The 19,324-nt window shown below is 66.3% G+C and carries 15 protein-coding genes; 12 read left to right on the top strand and 3 right to left on the bottom strand.

Annotated elements, in window-relative coordinates:
* Positions 1-16 precede the first annotated feature (16 nt).
* Complete coding sequence (dnaE, locus tag OVA31_RS00665; protein ID WP_267629238.1) at positions 17-3,556, top strand: DNA polymerase III subunit alpha; 3,540 nt, start codon at positions 17-19, stop codon at positions 3,554-3,556.
* 128 nt (positions 3,557-3,684) lie between these two features.
* A complete protein-coding gene (locus OVA31_RS00660) occupies positions 3,685-3,936 on the top strand; it encodes a hypothetical protein (RefSeq protein ID WP_267629237.1) in 252 nt (83 codons plus the stop codon).
* A gap of 99 nt (positions 3,937-4,035) precedes the next feature.
* On the opposite strand, the gene OVA31_RS00655 is transcribed toward OVA31_RS00660, so the two are convergent.
* Positions 4,036-5,049 (bottom strand): SMP-30/gluconolactonase/LRE family protein, encoded by a 1,014-nt coding sequence (locus tag OVA31_RS00655; RefSeq protein ID WP_267629236.1) that lies wholly within the window; start codon positions 5,047-5,049, stop codon positions 4,036-4,038.
* A 150-nt stretch (positions 5,050-5,199) separates the two neighbouring features.
* A complete protein-coding gene (locus OVA31_RS00650) occupies positions 5,200-6,120 on the bottom strand; it encodes an SMP-30/gluconolactonase/LRE family protein (RefSeq protein WP_420714182.1) in 921 nt (306 codons plus the stop codon).
* A 279-nt stretch (positions 6,121-6,399) separates the two neighbouring features.
* Here OVA31_RS00650 and ilvA point away from each other — a divergent pair, with 279 nt between their 5' ends.
* Positions 6,400-7,785: a threonine ammonia-lyase IlvA gene (ilvA, locus tag OVA31_RS00645; RefSeq protein WP_267629235.1), complete on the top strand. Its 1,386-nt coding sequence runs from the start codon at positions 6,400-6,402 to the stop codon at positions 7,783-7,785.
* A gap of 4 nt (positions 7,786-7,789) precedes the next feature.
* On the opposite strand, the gene treZ is transcribed toward ilvA, so the two are convergent.
* Positions 7,790-9,664 (bottom strand): malto-oligosyltrehalose trehalohydrolase, encoded by a 1,875-nt coding sequence (treZ, locus tag OVA31_RS00640; RefSeq protein ID WP_420714122.1) that lies wholly within the window; start codon positions 9,662-9,664, stop codon positions 7,790-7,792.
* A 218-nt stretch (positions 9,665-9,882) separates the two neighbouring features.
* On the opposite strand from treZ, the gene OVA31_RS00635 reads away from it, so the two are divergent.
* The 9 genes from OVA31_RS00635 to OVA31_RS00595 are packed head-to-tail and all read left to right on the top strand — an operon-like array spanning position 9,883 to position 19,323.
* Positions 9,883-10,737, top strand: a complete 855-nt coding sequence (locus OVA31_RS00635; protein WP_164309301.1) for an MlaE family ABC transporter permease — start codon at positions 9,883-9,885, stop codon at positions 10,735-10,737.
* A 1-nt stretch (position 10,738) separates the two neighbouring features.
* Positions 10,739-11,605, top strand: coding sequence for an MlaE family ABC transporter permease (locus OVA31_RS00630; RefSeq protein ID WP_267629234.1), 867 nt, complete (start codon positions 10,739-10,741; stop codon positions 11,603-11,605).
* 11 nt (positions 11,606-11,616) lie between these two features.
* Positions 11,617-12,942 carry an MlaD family protein gene (locus tag OVA31_RS00625; protein ID WP_267629233.1) on the top strand — a complete coding sequence of 442 codons (1,326 nt, stop codon included), beginning with the start codon at positions 11,617-11,619 and terminating at the stop codon, positions 12,940-12,942.
* Entirely contained in the window at positions 12,939-13,973 is a 1,035-nt protein-coding gene (locus OVA31_RS00620) for an MlaD family protein (protein WP_267629232.1), read from the top strand. The genes OVA31_RS00625 and OVA31_RS00620 overlap by 4 nt, the downstream gene beginning before the upstream one ends.
* Positions 13,970-14,959, top strand: a complete 990-nt coding sequence (locus OVA31_RS00615; RefSeq protein WP_267629231.1) for an MCE family protein — start codon at positions 13,970-13,972, stop codon at positions 14,957-14,959. Before OVA31_RS00620 ends, OVA31_RS00615 begins: the two co-directional genes overlap by 4 nt.
* Positions 14,960-15,000: 41 nt before the next feature.
* Complete coding sequence (locus OVA31_RS00610) at positions 15,001-16,068, top strand: MCE family protein (RefSeq protein WP_420714181.1); 1,068 nt, start codon at positions 15,001-15,003, stop codon at positions 16,066-16,068.
* Entirely contained in the window at positions 16,065-17,216 is a 1,152-nt protein-coding gene (locus tag OVA31_RS00605) for an MlaD family protein (RefSeq protein ID WP_267629229.1), read from the top strand. The genes OVA31_RS00610 and OVA31_RS00605 overlap by 4 nt, the downstream gene beginning before the upstream one ends.
* Positions 17,213-18,397: an MlaD family protein gene (locus tag OVA31_RS00600; RefSeq protein WP_267629228.1), complete on the top strand. Its 1,185-nt coding sequence runs from the start codon at positions 17,213-17,215 to the stop codon at positions 18,395-18,397. Before OVA31_RS00605 ends, OVA31_RS00600 begins: the two co-directional genes overlap by 4 nt.
* 14 nt (positions 18,398-18,411) lie before the next feature.
* Positions 18,412-19,323 carry a hypothetical protein gene (locus OVA31_RS00595; protein ID WP_267629227.1) on the top strand — a complete coding sequence of 304 codons (912 nt, stop codon included), beginning with the start codon at positions 18,412-18,414 and terminating at the stop codon, positions 19,321-19,323.
* Position 19,324 lies beyond the last annotated feature (1 nt).

The raw sequence follows: 19,324 nt of genomic DNA, 5'->3' as shown, positions 1-19,324 counted from the left end.
GAGGTGAGAGGGATTCGTGGCCGATTCGTTCGTTCACCTGCACAACCACACCGAGTATTCGATGCTCGACGGTGCCGCCAAGGTGTCGCCGCTGTTCGCCGAGGCCCAACGCCTCGGGATGCCCGCGATCGGCATGACCGACCACGGGAACATGTTCGGGGCCAGCGAGTTCTACAACGCCGCGGTCAAGCACGACATCACCCCGATCATCGGGATCGAGGCCTACATCGCGCCCGCGTCGCGGTTCGACACCAAACGCGTCCTGTGGGGCAACCGCGACCAGAAGAGCGACGACGTCTCCGGTAGTGGCGCTTACACCCACATGACGATGATGGCGCGCAACGCGACCGGTCTGCGGAACCTCTTCAAGCTGTCGTCGCTGGCGTCCATCGAGGGACAGCTGGGTAAGTGGTCGCGGATGGATGCCGACCTGATCGCGGAGTACGCGGACGGGATCATCGCGACGACGGGCTGTCCGTCTGGCGAGGTGCAGACCCGGTTGCGCCTCGGCCACGAGCGCGAGGCCCTCGAGGCCGCCGCGAAGTGGCAGGAGATCTTCGGCAAGGACAACTTCTACCTGGAGTTGATGGAGCACGGACTGGAGATCGAGCGGCGCGTGCGCGACGGCCTGCTCGACATCGGTCGCCGGCTGGGGATCAAACCGGTGGTCACCAACGACTGCCACTACGTCACCCGCGACCAGTCGACCAGCCATGAGGCCCTGCTCTGCGTCCAGACCGGCAAGACGCTGTCCGACCCGACACGATTCCGGTTCGACGGCGACGGTTATTACCTGAAGTCGGCCGCCGAGATGCGCGAGCTGTGGGATGCGCAGGTCCCCGGTGCCTGCGACACCACGCTCGAGATCGCCGAGAAGGTGGAGAGTTACGCCGACGTCTTCGGGCATCGCGACCGGATGCCGGTGTTCCCGGTGCCCGACGGCGAGACTCAGCAGACCTGGCTGCGCCGCGAGGTGGCGAAGGGCCTGAAGAGCCGCTTCGACCCGGAGCCCGTGCCGGACGAGTACGCGCGCCGCGCCGATTACGAACTCGACGTGATCATCGAGATGGGCTTTCCCGCCTACTTCCTGGTGGTCGGCGACCTCATCCGGCACGCCCAGGAGGTCGGTATCCGGGTCGGACCGGGCCGCGGCTCGGCAGCGGGCTCGCTGGTCGCATATGCGTTGGGTATCACCAACATCGATCCCATCCCGCACGGTCTGCTGTTCGAGCGGTTCCTGAATCCCGAGCGCGTGTCCATGCCCGACATCGACATCGACTTCGACGATCGCCGTCGCGGCGACATGGTCCGCTACGCGACGGAGCGGTGGGGTAGCGACAAGGTCGCCCAGGTCATCACCTTCGGCACCATCAAGACGAAGGCCGCGATCAAGGACTCGGCCCGCGTCCAGTTCGGTCAGCCCGGCTTCGCAATCGCCGACAAGATCACCAAGGCGTTGCCGCCGCCGATCATGGCCAAGGACATCTCGGTGTCGGGTATCACCGATCCCGACCACGAGCGGTTCAACGAGGCGTCCGAGGTGCGGTCGCTGATCGAGACCGACCCCGACGTCAAGCGGATCTACGACACCGCGCTGGGGCTCGAGGGCCTGATCCGCAACGCAGGCGTGCATGCCTGCGCGGTGATCATGTCGTCGGAACCGCTGACCGACGCGATCCCGGTGTGGAAGCGTGCGCAGGACGGCGCCATCATCACCGGTTGGGACTACCCGTCGTGCGAGGCCATCGGCCTGCTCAAGATGGATTTCCTGGGTCTGCGCAACCTCACCGTCATCGGTGACGCGATCGAGAACATCAAGACCAACCGCGGTGTCGACCTCGATCTCGACGCCGCCCCGCTCGACGATCCCAAGACCTACGAACTCCTCGCCCGCGGCGACACACTCGGTGTGTTCCAGCTCGACGGCGGCGCGATGCGCGAACTGCTGAAACGAATGCAGCCCACCGGCTTCGAGGACATCGTGGCCGTGCTCGCGCTGTACCGGCCCGGTCCGATGGGCATGAACGCCCACAACGACTACGCCGACCGCAAGAACGGGCGGCAGCAGGTCCGCCCGATCCACCCCGAGCTCGAGGAGCCGCTCAAGGAGATCCTCGCCGACACCTACGGTCTGATCGTCTACCAAGAGCAGATCATGCAGATCGCCCAGAAGGTGGCCGGATATTCGCTCGGTCGAGCCGATATCCTGCGTCGCGCGATGGGCAAGAAGAAGGCCGAGGTCCTCGCCGCCGAATTCGAGGGCTTCGAAGAGGGCATGAAGTCCAACGGCTTCTCGTCGGCGGCGATCAAGGCGCTGTGGGACACGATCCTCCCGTTCGCCGGATACGCGTTCAACAAGTCGCACGCCGCGGGCTACGGCCTGGTCTCCTTCTGGACGGCCTACCTGAAGGCCAACTACAAGGCCGAGTACATGGCAGGCCTGCTCACGTCGGTCGGCGACGACAAGGACAAGGCGGCCATCTACCTGTCGGATTGCCGCAAGCTCGGCATCACGGTGCTGCCGCCCGACGTCAACGAATCGCAACGCAACTTCGCGGCCGTCGGCGGCGACATCCGCTTCGGTCTCGCGGCGGTGCGCAACGTCGGGACGGGCGTGGTGTCGGCGATCCTCGCCGCACGTGAGGAGAAGGGGAAGTTCACCAACTTCTCCGATTACCTCGGCAAGATCGACGTCACCGCGTGCAACAAGAAGGTCACGGAGTCACTCATCAAGGCCGGTGCGTTCGACTCGTTGAGTCATCCGCGCAAGGGCCTCTTCCTCGTCCACGGCGACGCGGTGGAATCGGTCATCGGCACCAAGAAGGCCGAGGCGATCGGACAGTTCGACCTCTTCGGTGACTCCGGCGGGGCCGACGACACGATGGCCGAGGTCTTCGCCGTCAAGGTGCCCGACGAGGAGTGGGATTCCAAACACAAATTGGCGCTGGAGCGGGAGATGCTGGGGCTCTACGTCTCCGATCACCCGCTGGCCGGGGTGGCGCACGCCATCGCGGCCCAGACCGACACATCGATCACCGCGCTCCTCGAGGGCACGGTGGGCGACGGTGCGCAGATCACCATCGGCGGCATCATCTCGTCGGTCAACCGTCGCGTGAACAAGAAGGGCGAGCCGTACGCGGTCGTGACCCTCGAGGACATGGTCGGTGGTGTCGAGGTCTACTTCTTCCCGCGGTCGTTCCAGGTCTACGGGCTCGACATCGTGGCCGACAACATCGTGCTCATCAAGGCGCGGGTCAACAAACGCGACGACAGCACGATGATCAGCGCCAACGACCTCGCGGTGCCCGACCTGGCAGTGGTGGGAACGGCGAAACCGGTGTCGCTCACGCTGAGTGCGCGGACGTGTACACCGGATCGGGTGCAGGCGCTCAAGCAGGTCCTCACGCGACACCCCGGTACCGCCGACGTGCACGTCACGCTGGTCAGCGAGCAACGGTCGACGATCCTGCGACTCACGGAGTCGCTGCGCGTCAGCCCGAGTTCCGCGCTGATGGGTGATCTCAAGGCGCTGCTCGGACCGAGCTGTCTGGGTTGACGGCTGAGTGAAAGTGCCCACACCCGAACCAGAGATTTCGGCTGGCCGAACAATTTAGTTTCGGGTGCGTTATACTGGGGTCAGTGGCAACGAACATCCGCCATCTCCGCCCGACCGAGGAGTGACCCATGACCTCAGCGAACATCACCGCGCTGGTCGAGGTGCGTCCCACCCGGGCGCGGGCATCGGCACGATCGGTGGAGATCGCCGGCACCAGGTGGCCGCTCTACAAGCTGCACGCCCTGCTGGCCGCCGTCGTCGTCGGAGTGCTCGCCCTCGCCATCACCGGCTCGGTCCAGGCCGTCGCCTGGGCCTCGGCAGTTGCGCTGATCACCGTGTGGTGGACCGAGCGTTTCTGGCAATCACGCCGGCACCGCTAGCCGCCGACAGCAACCACAGATCCGTCGACAGCAACCGCGGCCGCGCCGACAGCAACTGCATTCCCGTCGACAGAAGCCGGATTCGCGACGAGAGCCCGCTCAGCCGGGGACGGCCGCAGTCGCACCCCGATCGAAACCGCCCGGTATCTCATAGATGCGGCCATCGAAGCCGGCCCGGTAGAGATGTCCCGCCGAGAATCCGCGGGTTCCACGGCCGTACGACACCACGATCGACGATGCCATGCCGGATCCGAGGACGCAGTACCGTCCCGGCGAGGTGATCCGGACGATCTGTCCGGCCCCGCCGAATGCCACCACCGGACGCCCCCGGGAATCAAGTGTCAGGCCGGCCGGACCCGCCATCGTGTTCGCGCCGAGGTCCAACAGGCTCTGTACCACCCGCGGGTTGGTCGTGGAGATGCGGCTGACGCCCGGATTGACCCAGGTACGGGAAACATACAGCCAATGGTCGTCGCGTCCGAGAACCGCGCCGTTGGCGCTCGGCGCAGTTCCCCAGGCCGCCTGCACGCCGCCGTCAGGGTGGACGCGGCCGATGAGATTGCCGAAATCGTTGGTGGCGTAAACCGTTCCGTTTGCGCCGACATCAAGGCCGTCGGCGGCCGAGAGCCCCCGGACCCACGGGCGGAGCGACAGGTTGCCGACATTCATACGCGCGATGCCGCCGGGGCGCAGTGCGTCCCCGACGAAGACGCGCGGATCGGAGCCATAGCCGACCAACAGCGCGCCATCGGGTGCCCAGGCCAGTGCGTCGGCGCCTCCGTCGGGGACATGAGCGATCGGGACCGCCGGTGCGCCGGGGGCGGAGAGACGGAATACTCGGCCCGAGACCAAGTCTGTTGTGTAGAGCCGTCCGCCGGCATCGACGGTGAGACCTTTGAGTGTGGCGCCCGGCACGGTACCGACCAGTCGTGGCGCCTGCCCGGCTCCGGCGCAGATCGGCGCGGCCGAGGCCGGGACCGCGGACACCGCGGTGAGCAGGCCCGCCGCGAGTGCCACCACCGACGCCGCTACGACCAGGCGTCGCCGACGGGTGCTCACGCCCGGGTGCACCCATGGGTCGACGGCATCATCGAAGCGGCTCCGTCGGAACATGTCAGCCTCCCACTGAGCTCGGGGACTTCTGTTCACGCATGGTTCCGGTGGAGGGCCGGTTCGTCGACCTCCGTGGAGTGTGTTGCAGGTGGTGGCGTCGAGCGAACCAGGATTCCCTTCGGGACCCTGGACTGCCGACGAGCGAGCCGCTCAGCTCGGGACCGCTGCCGTGGCGCCCCGATCGAACCCACCCGGGATCTCGTAGATCCGTCCGTCGAAGCCCGCCCGGTAGAGATGCCCCGCCGCGAAGCCGCGGTTTCCCCGGCCGTACGACAACACGCTCGAGGTGGGGATTCCCGAAGCGAGTACGCAGTAGCGTCCCGGCGAGGTGATCCGGACGATCTGGCCTGCCCCGTTGAACGGAACCACCGGCCGCTCCTTGGAATCGAGTGTCAGCCCATCCGGGCCTGCGGTGATGTTCCCGCCCAGATCGAGCAGGCTCTGCACCACGCGAGGGTTGGCGGTCGAGATGCGGCTGACGCCCGGATTCACAAAGGTGCGGGACACGTACAGCCACCGGTCACCTTTTCCGAGGACCGCGCCGTTGGCGCTGGGCAGCGAACCCCAGTCGGCCTGCACTGCGCCGTTGGGATAGGCGCGTCCGATCAGATTGCCGAAATCATTGGTGGCATAGACGATTCCGTTCGCCGCCGTATCCATCCCGTTGGCGGCGGAGAAGCCACGCACCCAGGGTCGGAGCGCAAGGTTGGCGACGTTCAGACGTGCGATGCCCGCGTGCCGGAGCGAGTCCCCGACGACGACGCGGGGATCGGCACCGTAGCCGACGAGCAATGCGCCGTCCCGGGCCCATGCGAGTGCGCCGCCGCCGCCTTCGGGGACGCGCGCGATCGGCACCGGTCGTGCGCCCGGCGCCGAGAGTCGGAACACCCTTCCCGACACCAGGTCGGTCGTGTAGAGCCGTCCGCCGGCGTCGACGGTCAGTCCCTCGAGTGCTGCCCCGGGTACCGACCCGACGAGGCGCGGGGCCTGCCCGGCGCCTGCACACACCGGCGCGGCCGCGGCCGGGGCCGCCGACAGCGCGGTGAACAGACCGGCGGCGAGTGCGATCACCGAGGAGGTCGCGATCAATCGTCGTCGGACGGGCCGCCCCGATCCCGGGGGTGACACCGATGCAGAGTCGTCGGCGCAGTCGAACGATGTGGAGCGTCGGAACATCTCGGCCTCTCGAGGTTGGACGCCGTCCGCCGGTTGGTCACGCGCACAGATCTCGGGGGACGACTGGTTCGTTGACCTGTGTGGAGTGTATGCCCGCGGCAAGGCCCCGTCGACCATTTACGATCGGACTGCGCCGGACCTCCCGATGCTCTCACCACGACGCCGGGTGAGAGCATGGAGAGCGTGAGTACGCAGGAGGCATCGGTTCATCAGCACGGTCCCACGTTGACCGCGGACGCCATCACGGCGTCGGTCGCGCGGATCGCCGAGGCTGTCGCCCGCACGCCGCTCGAGGAATCGCCGCGGATCTCGGCAGACGTCGGGGCCCGGGTCTTTCTCAAGCGCGAGGACCTGCAGACGGTGCGCTCGTACAAGATTCGCGGTGCCTACAACGTGATGGCCCAACTGTCCGAGCAGGAACTCGCCCGCGGTGTGGTCGCGGCGAGCGCAGGCAACCACGCACAAGGCGTCGCGTACGCATGCCGGTCCATGCAGGTGCCCGGGCGGATCTATGTGCCGACCACCACTCCGAAGCAGAAGCGCGACCGAATCCGTTGGCACGGTGGAGACTTCGTCGAACTGATCGCCGTCGGCGAGACGTACGACGCCGCGGCCGCCGCGGCGCAGTCGGACGTCATGCGCACCGGGGCTTCCTGGATCCATGCGTTCGACGACCCGCGTACCGCCGCGGGGCAGGGGACCATCGCCTACGAGATCGTCGAGCAACTCGGAAAGGTGCCCGACGTCGTGGTCGCGCCCGTCGGTGGCGGTGGCTGCCTCGCCGGTATCGCGACCTATCTGCGGTCGCTCAGCGACGACGTGGCCATCGTCGGAGTCGAGCCGACCGGCGCGGTCTCACTGACCGCGGCGCTGGCGGCCGGCGGGCCCGTCACTCTCGACACCATCGATCCCTTCGTCGACGGCGCGGCGGTCAAGCGCATCGGCAGCATCGGCCACCGGGTGATGGCGGATCTCGACGCAACCATCACCGAGCACCCGTGCCTGCCGGGCATCGCGCCGAAGCCCCTGGTCGGAGTGCTCGAGGACGGCGTCCGGTACCGACCCCGCCCGGGCTCCGCGCACATCATGCACGTCGACGAGGGTGCGATCTGCTCGACCATGCTGGCGCTCTATCAGAACGAGGGCATCATCGCCGAGCCGGCCGGTGCGCTCGCCGTCACCGGACTGTCCACGCTGGACCTGCCGGCCGATGCCACCGTCGTCTGCCTGATCTCCGGCGGCAACAACGACGTCTCGCGGTACGGCGAGATCATCGAACGTTCACTCGTCCACAAGGGGCTCAAGCACTACTTCCTGGTGGACTTCCCGCAGGAGCCCGGGGCATTGCGGAGGTTCCTCGACGACGTGCTGGGCCCCGACGACGACATCACGCTTTTCGAGTACGTCAAGCGGAACAACCGGGAGACCGGGGCCGCGCTGGTCGGTGTGGAGCTCGGTGAACCCGAGGGTCTCGTCGGCCTGATGGATCGCATGGCGCACTCACGACTGCACTGTGAGCGACTCGAACCCGGTACTCCGGCCTACGATTACCTGACCTGATCGGTCACCGGGTCCGGCCGATCACCACGTTGTGCCCGTTGCTGCGCAGCGCTCCGTCGGCGATCGTGGGTTCGTCCCACCAGAGCTCGGGGGTCAGGTCGACCGGTACGGTCGTCTCGGTTCCGCCCAGGACGCAGATCACGACCCACTCGCCGCGCGACATCGCGAACCAACCGGCTGCGTCGTCGAATGATGTTGTGACCGAGGCGAAATCGCCGCGACGGAAATCCTCCTCGCACTTGCGCAGCTCGATCAGCTCGCGGTAGAAGTCGAACATCCGACGGTGGGCCATCTGGTCCAACTCGGACCAATCGAGCTTCGACGACCGGAAAGTCTCCGGGTCCTGAGGATCGGGGATCTCCACACCGTCCCAGCCGTGGTCGGCGAACTCCGCGCGCCTGCCGTCCGCCGTCGCGCGGCCGAGTTCCGGCTCGGGGTGTGAGGTGAAGAACGCGAACGGCGTCTGTGCCGCCCATTCCTCGCCCATGAACAACATCGGGGTGAACGGCGAGAGCAGCACGAGTGCCGCCTTGATGGCGAGGCGACCACCGGTGAGGTAGGCCGAGGGCCGGTCGCCGACGGCCCGATTGCCGATCTGGTCGTGATTGCACGTGTAGGCCACCAACGCCTCTGCGGCGACCAGGTCGGTCGGTATTGGCCGGCCATGATGGCGCCTGCGGAACGATGAGTAGGTGCCGTCGTGGAAGAACCCGCCCCTCAGCACCTTCGACAATCCCTCGAGGCTGCCGAAATCGGCGTAGTAACCTTGCCGCTCGCCCGAGACGGCGGCGTGGATGGCGTGGTGGACGTCGTCGTCCCATTGCGCGGCGAGTCCGTACCCGCCGAGTTCACGCGGCAGGATCAGTCGCGGATCGTTGAGGTCGCTCTCCGCGATCAGCGACAGAGGCCGGCCGAGTTCGAGTGCGAGCGCATCGGTCGCGACCGCCAGTTCCTCGAGCAGATGGACCGCTCGGTGATCGACGAGGGCGTGGACGGCGTCGAGACGTAACCCGTCGACGTGGAAGTCGCGCAGCCAGCGAAGCGCGTTGGCCATGATGTAGGACCGGACCTCGTCCGAATCGGGCTCCGACAGGTTCAGCGAGGACCCCCAGCTGTTGGTTCCCTCGGTGAGGTACGGACCGAACCGGGGCAGATAGTTGCCCGACGGCCCGAGGTGGTTGTAGACGACGTCGAGCACCACGCCGAGGCCGCGCCGGTGACAGGCGTCGACGAATCGGGCGAAACCATCCGGGCCGCCGTATGGCTCGTGCACCGCGTACCACGCGACACCGTCGTAGCCCCAGCCGTGGGTCCCGTTGAACGCGTTGATCGGCATGACCTCGACGACGTCGACACCGAGGGTCACCAGGTGGTCGATCCGCTCGATCGCGGCGTCGAATGTGCCTTCTGCAGTGAAGGTTCCGATGTGCAGCTCGTAGAGCACGGCCCCCCGGACATCGATGCCGCGCCAGTCGTCGGCGGACCACGACGGCTCGTCGAGATGATGAAGCGCCGAACTGCCGTGGACACCGTCGGGAAGTCGCACGGAACGCGGATCGGGGACGGGCTCGCCGCCGTCGACGACGAAACGGTATCGGAGGTCGGGCTGCGCGGCGGTCGAGCGCTCGACCTCCGGAACCCACCACTGCGCCGTGTCCTGCCCCGTGGCGGCCTGGTCTCGGCGCATCGGGATCTCGCTCTGGCCACCGCCGTCGTCGGCCAGCATCACGACGCTCTGTGCACGCGGTGCCCACACGCGGATATCGGCCGCCGTGTGCGGCGGCACGAAAGGCCGCGCCGGGACCGGAAAGCGCGATATCTCCCCACGTTGGTCGGTCGACCCAGTTATGGTGTCGGGAGCTTTCGACTTATCGGTCACGAAACACAAGGTATGTCGCCGCTGTGACAGGCGCAGATGTCGGTAGTGTGACCCGTGACACAGACGGATTGGAGATATCAGATATATTTACCGGCGGGGGTCGGCCCACCAGGGGGCCCGCATCGACATGGTGTGCGGGATGGTGGCCGAGTCGGCCGCTCGATCGACACATCTGACTGAACCCGGCGACGGGGCAGCCGACACGCGAGGGTAGGGGATTGAGTACTGACGCGGTGACCTCGAACGGGGAGGGAACACGTGCGGGCTCGGGCGGAGTTCGCCGGTGGTTCCGTGACCATGTCATGGCCTCGTTCGACACGTTCGGGCGGCAGATGGGCATGTTCGTCGAGGTCTTCAAGGTCCTCATCGTCGACATCGTCAAACGCCGGTTCCCGTTCGGTGAGTTCATCCGTCAGTGCGCGTTCATGTCGAGTACCTCGGTGTTCCCGACGCTGCTGGTCGCGATCCCGATCGGGGTGATCGTGTCGATCCAGGTGTCCAACATCGCCGGTCAGATCGGCGCGACCTCGTTCTCGGGAGCGGCGACCGGACTGGGTGTGATCCGGCAGGGCGCGCCACTGGTGACGTCGCTGCTGCTGGCCGGCGCGGTCGGCTCGGCCATCGCCGCCGATCTCGGCTCTCGAACCATCCGCGACGAGATCGACGCGATGAAGGTGATGGGGGTCAACCCGATCCAGCGTCTGATCTCCCCGCGCCTGCTGGCCACCATGGTGGTGAGCTTTCTGCTGTGCGGCTTCGTCTGCTTCGTCGGTTTCATCACCGGATATGTCTTCAACGTCTACTTCCAGGGCGGTACGCCGGGTAGCTACACCGGCACATTCGCGTCCTTCGCATCCACTTCCGACCTCGCCTTCGCGATCATCAAGGCGGTGATCTTCGGTGCCATCGTCGCGGTGGTCGCCTGTGATCGCGGCCTGACCACCAAGGGCGGTCCGGCGGGTGTGGCGAACTCGGTCAACGCCGCCGTGGTCAACTCCGTGCTGCTGTTGTTCACCGTGAACGTCGCGCTGACCCAGCTGTTCGCCATCCTCGTCCCGGCGAAGGTGGTGTGAGGTGACCGCATCACGGTATGTGCCCCCCGCTCTCCGGCCGCTCGAGGCGGCCAAGGCGATCTACCGGGGCCCGCGCGGCATGCTCGCCGCGATGGGCCACCTCATCACCTTTCTGGTCAAGTCGATCGGCGCGGTGCCGATCGCCTTCACCCACTACCGCAAAGAGGTCTGGCGTCTGCTGTCGGATGTCGCCTGGGGCAACGGCGCGATCGTCGTCGGCGGCGGCACCGTCGGCGTGATGGTGATCCTCGGCGTCATGGGCGGGGCCACCGTGGGCATCGAGGGATACACCGCCCTGAACCTCCTCGGCATGTCCCCGGTCACCGGCGGCCTGTCGGCCTTCGCCACGACCCGTGAGATCGCGCCACTGCTCGCGGCCACCGCGTTCACCGCTCAGTCGGGATGCCGATTCACCGCGCAGCTCGGTTCGATGCGCATCAGCGAAGAGATCGACGCGCTCGAATCCATCGCGATCCGCCCGCTGCCCTACCTCGTCACCACTCGGATGTCGGCGGCCGTGCTGGCGATCGTGCCGCTGTATGCGGTGTCGCTGGCCGCGAACTACCTGGCCTGCCAGGTCATGTTCCAGGTGCAGAGCGGCCAGGGCGCAGGCACCTACCTTTACTACTTCAACCAGTTCCTGGTCTCCACGGACATGGTCGCCTCATTCGTGAAGGTGGTGGTCTTCGTCCTGCTGACCACGTTCATCCAGTGCTATTACGGCTATTTCGCCTCCGGGGGTCCCGAAGGCGTGGGGGTGGCCGCCGGGCACGCGATCCGCATGGCGATCATCGTCATCGTCTTCGCCAACCTGGTCCTGACGCTCGTGTTCTGGGGCACCTCGCCCGGAATCAAGATCTCGGGTTAGGGGAGGATTCGATGGACATCGCCACCGACGGCCGCAATCCCTCACTGCTGCAGTACGTCCTGCGCGGACTCGCGTTCCTCGTCGCCCTGCTCATCTTGTTCGTACTGCTCTTCCTGCGATATCAGGGCACCTTCACCTCGACGGTTCCGGTCACCGCCAAACTGACCGACGTGGGCGACGGGTTGGTCACCGATGCAGATGTCCGCTACAACGGCCTGATCGTCGGGGCGGTGAAGTCGATAGATCTCAGCGGCGACGTCGGGCCGGGCAACCTCCAGTACAAGAACGTCGGGATCGACATCGATCCGGACCAGGCGCCGGGCATCCCCAGCAACGTCACCGCGCGGACCGTGCCGTCGAACTTGTTCGGCGTCAATTCCGTCGAACTCGTCGCACCCGGACAGGCGAGTGGGGAGGGCCTGTCCTCGGACGCCACGATCCCGGCCGACGAGACCCTGCCGACCATCCGGTTGCAGGATGCGCAGAACGAACTGCGGACCCTGCTGCAGGCCGTACCGCCGGAGGATCTCGCGTCGGTGCTCGGGACCATCTCGGATGCGTTGAAGGGTGGCGGTGCGGTTTTCGGCGCGTTCGTCCCGCTGCTGGACAACTACTGGCGCACCATCAACGCGCAGTTCCCCCCAGGCGCTCCCTCGGGCTTCGACAACTTCAACAACGCCGTGAAGGGGCTCTCCCAGTCGACGCCACAGTTGCTGGACACATTGGGCCGCAGCGTGATCCCGGCGATGACCATCGCCGAGAAACAGCAGGATCTCACCGCCCTCCTGTCGGCGGGCGAGGGCGTCCTGGACGAGACGCAGGCGCTCTTCGCGGCCAACGGTGATCGGGGCAAGCGGGTGGTGCGTGATCTCAACACGATGGTCGGCGCCGCGGTCCTCGAGCCGGACGCGTTGCCGCAGTCGTTGTCGGCGCTGAACAACCTCGCGGCCAAGGCGCTGACCGTGTTCACCGGTGTCAACGGTCACGCACAGCTCAACATCGGTGTGAGCTTCGGTGCGTATCAGCGGTACACACGGCAGAACTGCCCTGTCTACAACGGTGGCCCGTACGGCCAGACGCGCGCCCCGGGGTGTGTGGGTCCGGGCACCGGGACGGGGCCGACGAGTTCCGGTCCGTTGATGATCTATCCCTCGGACGGTATGCGCCGCAACGCATCCGCCGCGGGATCGGTGACCACATCATCGGACGACAAGACGCTCGGCACGGCACTCAAGCGTAAGCCCGGTGCCGCGGACACGCTGATGCTCGGGCCGCTGGTCCAGTCGAGTTCGATCAGGCCGGGGAGCCCCAACGGACAGCAGGGAGGCGGTCGATGAGCCACGGGCAGTCCAGCATCCGCAAACCACTGATCGGCTTCACGGTGTTCGCGATCGTCGCGATGCTCCTGACCTACATCATCTGGTCCACCCTGGAGCGGTCGCTGCCGGGGAACACGAACTCGTTCACCACCTACTTCACGGATGCCTCCGGGCTCGCCACCGGCGACGACGTCCGGATGGCCGGCGTGCGGGTCGGCCGGGTCCACGACATCTCCCTCGACGACGGTCGTGCCCGGGTCACCTTCGACGTACAGACCGATCAGCCCGTTTTCACCAACACCCAGGCGGCGATCCGTTATCAGAACCTCATCGGTCAGCGGTACCTGTCTCTCACGTTGGTGAAGGGCGCCGACAGCGCGCCGCTGGCGGCCGGATCATCCCTCCGACAGCCCTCCGAGGACTCGTTCGACGTGACCCGACTGCTCGCCGGGTTCCAGCCCGTGTTCGAGACCCTGAAACCAGAACAGGTGAATGCATTGTCGGAGGGACTGATCCAGGCCTTCCAGGGCAACAAGGTGTCGCTGAGCTACACCGTCGCCGAGGTGGGGCAACTCGCCTCGGACATGGCCGATCGTGATGCGGTGATCGGGTCGATCATCAACAACCTGAGCGCCGTCATGCGCGACCTGGCCAAGCAGGGCGGCCAGGTGGGCACCGTGATCGACAGCATCTCGGGCCTGATCGAGAACCTCAACGCGAACTCGGCCGCCTTCGGCAAATCGGTGTCCCAGATCGGACAGACCGCAAGTGGATTCGCCGACGTACTCGGACAGAGCCGGAGCTCGCTGTCGGCCGCGGCGACCGACGCGCGGGCGGCCACGTCCACCCTCATCGCCAACGGCGCCAAGCTCGACCGGATGGCGGGGCAGTTGCCGATCTTCCTCGGTCACTTCCCACTGGTCCTCGGTCAGGGCGCCTACCTCAACATCTATGCCTGCGACCTCGACATCGCGATCGGAGACGTGCTGTTGCCACCCGGCATCATCAACAAGATCGGTGGCACCAAGCATTCGGAGGTGTGTCGATGAGCAGGTGGCGCAGACACTTCGACGGCAATCGTCGTTTCTGGTACGGCCTGGCCGGTGCCGCGGTGATCGTGCTGTTGGTGCTGGGTGTCACCAGTCTGGCGCAGGCACACCTCGGGAAGAAGACCTACACCGGTGATTTCGCCCAGGCGGGCGGCATCCGTCCCGGGGACAAGGTGCGGGTGGCCGGCATCGACAAGGGCGAGGTCAGCTCGACCGAACTCGACGGGAATCACGTGACCGTCACGATGAAGGTCGACCGGGACGTGAACGTCACATCGAACGGTTCCGCCGAGATCAAGATGTCCACACTGCTCGGACAGCGATATGTCGATGTGTCGCTGGGGGATTCGCCCACCGAGGCCACCGACGGGCGGATCGTGCAGACGAGCGTCCCCTACGATCTGCAGAAGACCATCGAACAGGGCACCCCGATCATCGCCGGGATCGACGACGAGAGCTTCGCCGACAGCCTGCGCACCCTCAACCGGCAGCTCGCCGGTGCACCAGCGGTGACCAAGCCGACCCTCGATTCGCTGACCGCGATGTCGAAGGTGATCACCAACCGCCGGGATCAGATCAATCAACTCGTCAGCGACACGAAGTCGGTGACGGGGATCGTCGACGACAGTCAGACACAGTTGTCGATCATCGTTGGTCAGGGTCGTCAGCTGGCCGAGAAAATCACCGCGCGTGAGGCTCTGGTGACGAGGATGCTCGACGGGATCGCCCAGCTGACCGAGCAGGCCCGCGCGGTGGCCCGCGAGAACGGCAACCAGTTCGCGCCGATCATGGCCAACCTCAACACGATGTCCCAGGGACTGGAGAAGAATCGCGCCAACCTTCGCAAGCTCCTCGAGGTGCTCCCGGTCACCGCGCGACTCACCAACAACATCATCGGCGACGGTCCCTACGCGAACGGCTACCTCCCCTGGGGGATCTTCCCGGACAACTGGCTGTGCCTGGCGAGGGTGGTGGACGGATGTTGATCACCGCACGCGGGGCCCGCGGCCTGCGTCGTCCGCTCTCGATGGTCGCGCTGGCTCTGATGGTGGTGCTGGGCCTGTCGGGCTGCTCGCTCATCCCGGCGAAGTGGACGGCGGCGTTCGGTTCGGCCATCGAGGTCACCGCATATTTCGACGACGTCGCCGGCCTCTATTCGAGCAACGACGTCTCGGTGCTCGGTATGCCGGTCGGCCAGGTGACCGGGGTGGAGCAGCAGGGCAACCGGGTGAAGGTGACGTTCACCGTCGACAAGGATGTCCCGGTTCCCGCCGACGCCACCGCGGCCATCGTCAACACCTCCATCGTGACCACCCGACACATCGAGTTGTCCCCGACATATTCCGAGGGCGACAAGCTCACCGACGGCGCGGTCATCCAGCAGACGAAGAGCCCGGTCTCGGTCGGCGAGCTGTTCGATTCGATCGACGGCCTGGTGAAGTCGCTGTCGGGTGATCAGCACGGTGAGGGGCCGGTCGCCGACCTGGTCGACATCACCTCCGGTATCACCAGTGGCAACGGCGAACGGATGCGTGAGGCGTTCGACCAGCTGAGCAAGGCCTCCGAGGTGGCATCCAGCAATGGTGGTGCCCTGATGGAGATCATCAAGACCGTGCAGGGACTGACCTCCACACTGGTGGGCAACTACCCGAAGATGACGGCCTTCTCCAACTCCATCAACGACGTCGCGCAGATGCTCCGCACCCAGGCGCCGGGTCTCCAGGCGACGCTGGGCGACCTGAACGTCGCGCTGCAGAACACCACCGCATTCCTGCGGAACAATGCGGGCACGATCGGGTCGTCGACCGGTCGCCTCGCTGCGCTGGCCGAGAACCTCAGCGACTTCTCGCGGCAGGTGGTGGAGACGATCGACCTGGGGCCGTTGCTGTTCCAGAACCTCAGCAACTCGGTCTCGGCCGAGCAGGGCGCCTGGCGTGCACAGGTGCTGCTCGACAAGTCGTTGATCGACACCGAGGCGTTGTCGACCTTCTGCCAGGCCATCAACCTCCAGAAGAACGGGTGTCGCACGGGCCAGCTCAAGGATTTCGGGCCGGATCTCGGTGTGTTCTCGGCGATGATGGAGCTGACGAAATGACCCGTGGCGGAATCGGACCCTTCCGAGTTCAACGCGCCGACGGACGCGGGCGACGGGTCTCGCGCGGCGCCCTGATGATGGTGCTCGTGGCGGCGGTCGTGTCGATGTCGGGCTGTGGCGTGGTACCGGGACTCACCGTCGAGCAGATCCCGCTGCCCGCTCCCGGCGGCATCGGTGATTCGATCCGGTTGACAGCGAAGTTCGACAACGCGCTCAACCTGCCGACGCGCGCGAAGGTCAAGCTCTACGGGACCGACGTCGGGCAGGTCTCCGACATCGTCGCGCAGGACTATTCGGCGGTGGTCACCATGAACGTCAGCACGGCCTCCAAGCTGCCGACCGGCACCGGTGCCGAACTGCGGCAGGCGACTCCGCTCGGCGACGTGTTCGTCGCACTGCTACCTCCGAAGGGCGCGCCGTCGGGGTATCTCGGCGACGGCGACAGCCTCGACGGGCCGACCTCGGCCGCCGCGACCGTCGAGGATCTGCTCGTCAGCACCTCAGGTCTGGTCGACAGTGGATCCCTGAGCTCGCTGCAGGTGATCCTGACGGAGTTGAGCAGCGCGGTCTCGGCGCATCCGGACGAGCTGTCCGGCTCGATCGAAGGCCTCACCACTGCGATCACGAAGTTCAACAAGAACTCCGCCGAGGTCGATGAGTCGATGCGCAACATGCAGGTGTTGACCGGTCAGCTAGCGGACGGTCGAGCCCAGATCATGGCGTCGATCAACAAACTCGGACCCGCGGTCAACGCGGTGAACAGCCAGATCGGTCAGATCTTGACGACCCTGGACAAGACGAACCGGGTGACCGCGGCGACCAATGACTTCCTGAACTCCGACCAGGACAATCTCGTCGAGCTCATCGGACATCTGTCGACGGCACTGAGAGGTCTACGCGGCGCCGCGAACGTCCTTGGTCCGCTCTCGGACAATCTGGCCACGCTGACTCCCAAGTGGGTCAAGTCGACGCCCGGTAGTGCCGCGGCACTGTCGGCGAAGGTCTACTACCTCAATCCCGGCGCCGGGTTCGACTCGGCCAGTCGCCTGCCCGAGTTGCAGGATGTGGACGAGGGCTCGAAGGCATTGCAGCAGACGCTGACCCGACTGCTGGCACGGCTGACCGGAACGCGGGGGTGCTGCGGATGAGGGCGTTGTCCGGACCGTTCACCTGGGTGCGCAGGCACTCGGTCCTCGTCGGGAACATCGGGCTGATCCTGGTGATGCTCGTCGGGCTGGCGTACCTGTCCTTCGGCGCGCTCCGCTGGGATCCGTTCAAGGGCACCTATCAGATGACCGTGCACTTCACGAGTTCCGGTGGGCTCCAGGACACCTCGGGCGTCATGTTGCGCGGCGCCCGGGTCGGTGAGGTGGAGTCGATCCGCGTGCAGCCGAAACAGGTGGACGTGACCGTCGAGATCACCGATGACGTCAAGATCAACCGCAACGCGGTCGTCGCCGCCCTCGGACTCTCGGCGGCGGGCGAACAGTACGTCGACTTCGAACCGGCCACGGCCGACGGTCCGTACTTCGCCGATGGTGATGTCGTCGCGGTGAACCAGACTCGGGTGACGGCGCCGTTCCCCGAGATGCTTGAGGCGTCACTCAACGTCGTGGAGCAGATCGATCCGGTCAAGCTGCGGTCGGCGGTCGACAACCTGGAGGTGGCACTCGGTTCGGACGGCTCCGGTGACAACGATCTGCGCGCACTGTTCGTCTCGGGCGGCACCATCTTCGCCGACCTGGCACTCGTGCTGCCGCAGACGAAGAAGCTGATCTCCGACACCGGAACGATTCTGAAGACCACCTCGAACATCCAGCCGGATCTGGGGACCACGGTCTCGTCCTTGAGTACCATCGTGAACGCGGCGGTGGCCTCCGACAAGGAGATCCGCACCCTGCTCGATCGGGGACCATCGCAACTGACGAGTCTGACCGGCTCCCTGAACCAGATCCGGGACCCGGTGTCCGACGTGCTCCAGCAGTTCGTGGACGTGGCCCGGCAGGGTGCTCTGCGGGCACCCGCCATCGCGAATCTGCTCCCGTCGATCCGAGACGCCGGGGTCAAGAGCCTCACGATGTTCCACGGCGGCGCGTGGTGGGCGTTCGGCTCCATCTTCCCGCGCCCGAGCTGCAACTACGCCGTCACCCCGGTGCGACCGACGAAGATCCTGGAACTGACCGTGCCCACCAATCTGTACTGTGTGACCGAAGACCCGCGGCAACAGGTCCGCGGATCGGCGAACGCACCTCGACCACCCGGCGACGATACCGCCGGTCCGCCGCCCGGCTATGACCCGAATGCGCGGACAGTGCCGCTCGACAAGTGATGTGAAGAGAAGGAATGACCAAGCAGGACAACAACTCCGACGGATCGCACGAGGGCTCGGCAGAGTCAAGATCGCCCCGTCCCGAGGACACCGCCCACACCGACGACGCCGCCCACACCGACGACGCCGTGCCGCGGGCCGACGCGGATCTCGGTGCCGATGACACGTCGACCGGAAGTGTCGACGAGCCGGCCGAGCCGGCACCGAAGGCGACGCGTCCGCAGACGAAATCCGCTCGGACGGCGGGGCGCCGGTCCGGTACCCCGACCCCGGCGGCCGCAACCCCCGACAACGACGTGACACCCGATTCCGAGCGCCCGAAATCTTCTGGCGGACGCGAGATCTCGCTGACCTTCTCGACCCGTGGACTGGCGAAGGTCCTGGCCGCGATCGTCGTGATCGCCGTGGTGGTCGGGGTCGTGCTGCTGGGCTGGGGCTACTATCACCAGCGGCAGGAACTCGCCGCCTTCGACGACAGCAAGGCGGCGTCGGAGGAGTTCTCGGTCAAGTTGGTCAGCACGATGAACACCGACAACATCGGCAACATGAAGGAGCTCCTCGGCCCCCTGTCCACCGGTGAGTTCCGTCAACATCTGGAGCAGCAGCAGTCCGACGGGAGCAAGGCGGTCAAGGATCTGAACGTGAAGGCCACCCCGGTCGTGAAGTCGGTGTCGGTCGCCAGTTTCGACACCGACTCGGCAAAGACGAGTGTGCTGATGGAGGTCAGTGGGACCAGCACCCTGGCGCCGTCCGGCGGCAAGGAACTGATGCTGATCTGGCTGGACCTGCACAAAGAGGACGGCAAGTGGCTGGTCGCGAAGCTCGACGGCGCGCAGGCCGGTATCGGTGCGCCCCAGGGCCAACAGAACCAGTCCGGGCAGCCGGCCGCCCCCGCCGCCCCGCCCGCGCCTGCCCCGGCGGGGTGAG

The organism is Gordonia sp. SL306, from assembly GCF_026625785.1.
Classification (GTDB): domain Bacteria; phylum Actinomycetota; class Actinomycetes; order Mycobacteriales; family Mycobacteriaceae; genus Gordonia.
The sequence above is the reverse complement of the archived record's forward strand: the minus strand, read 5'-3'. Positions and strand labels throughout refer to the sequence as shown.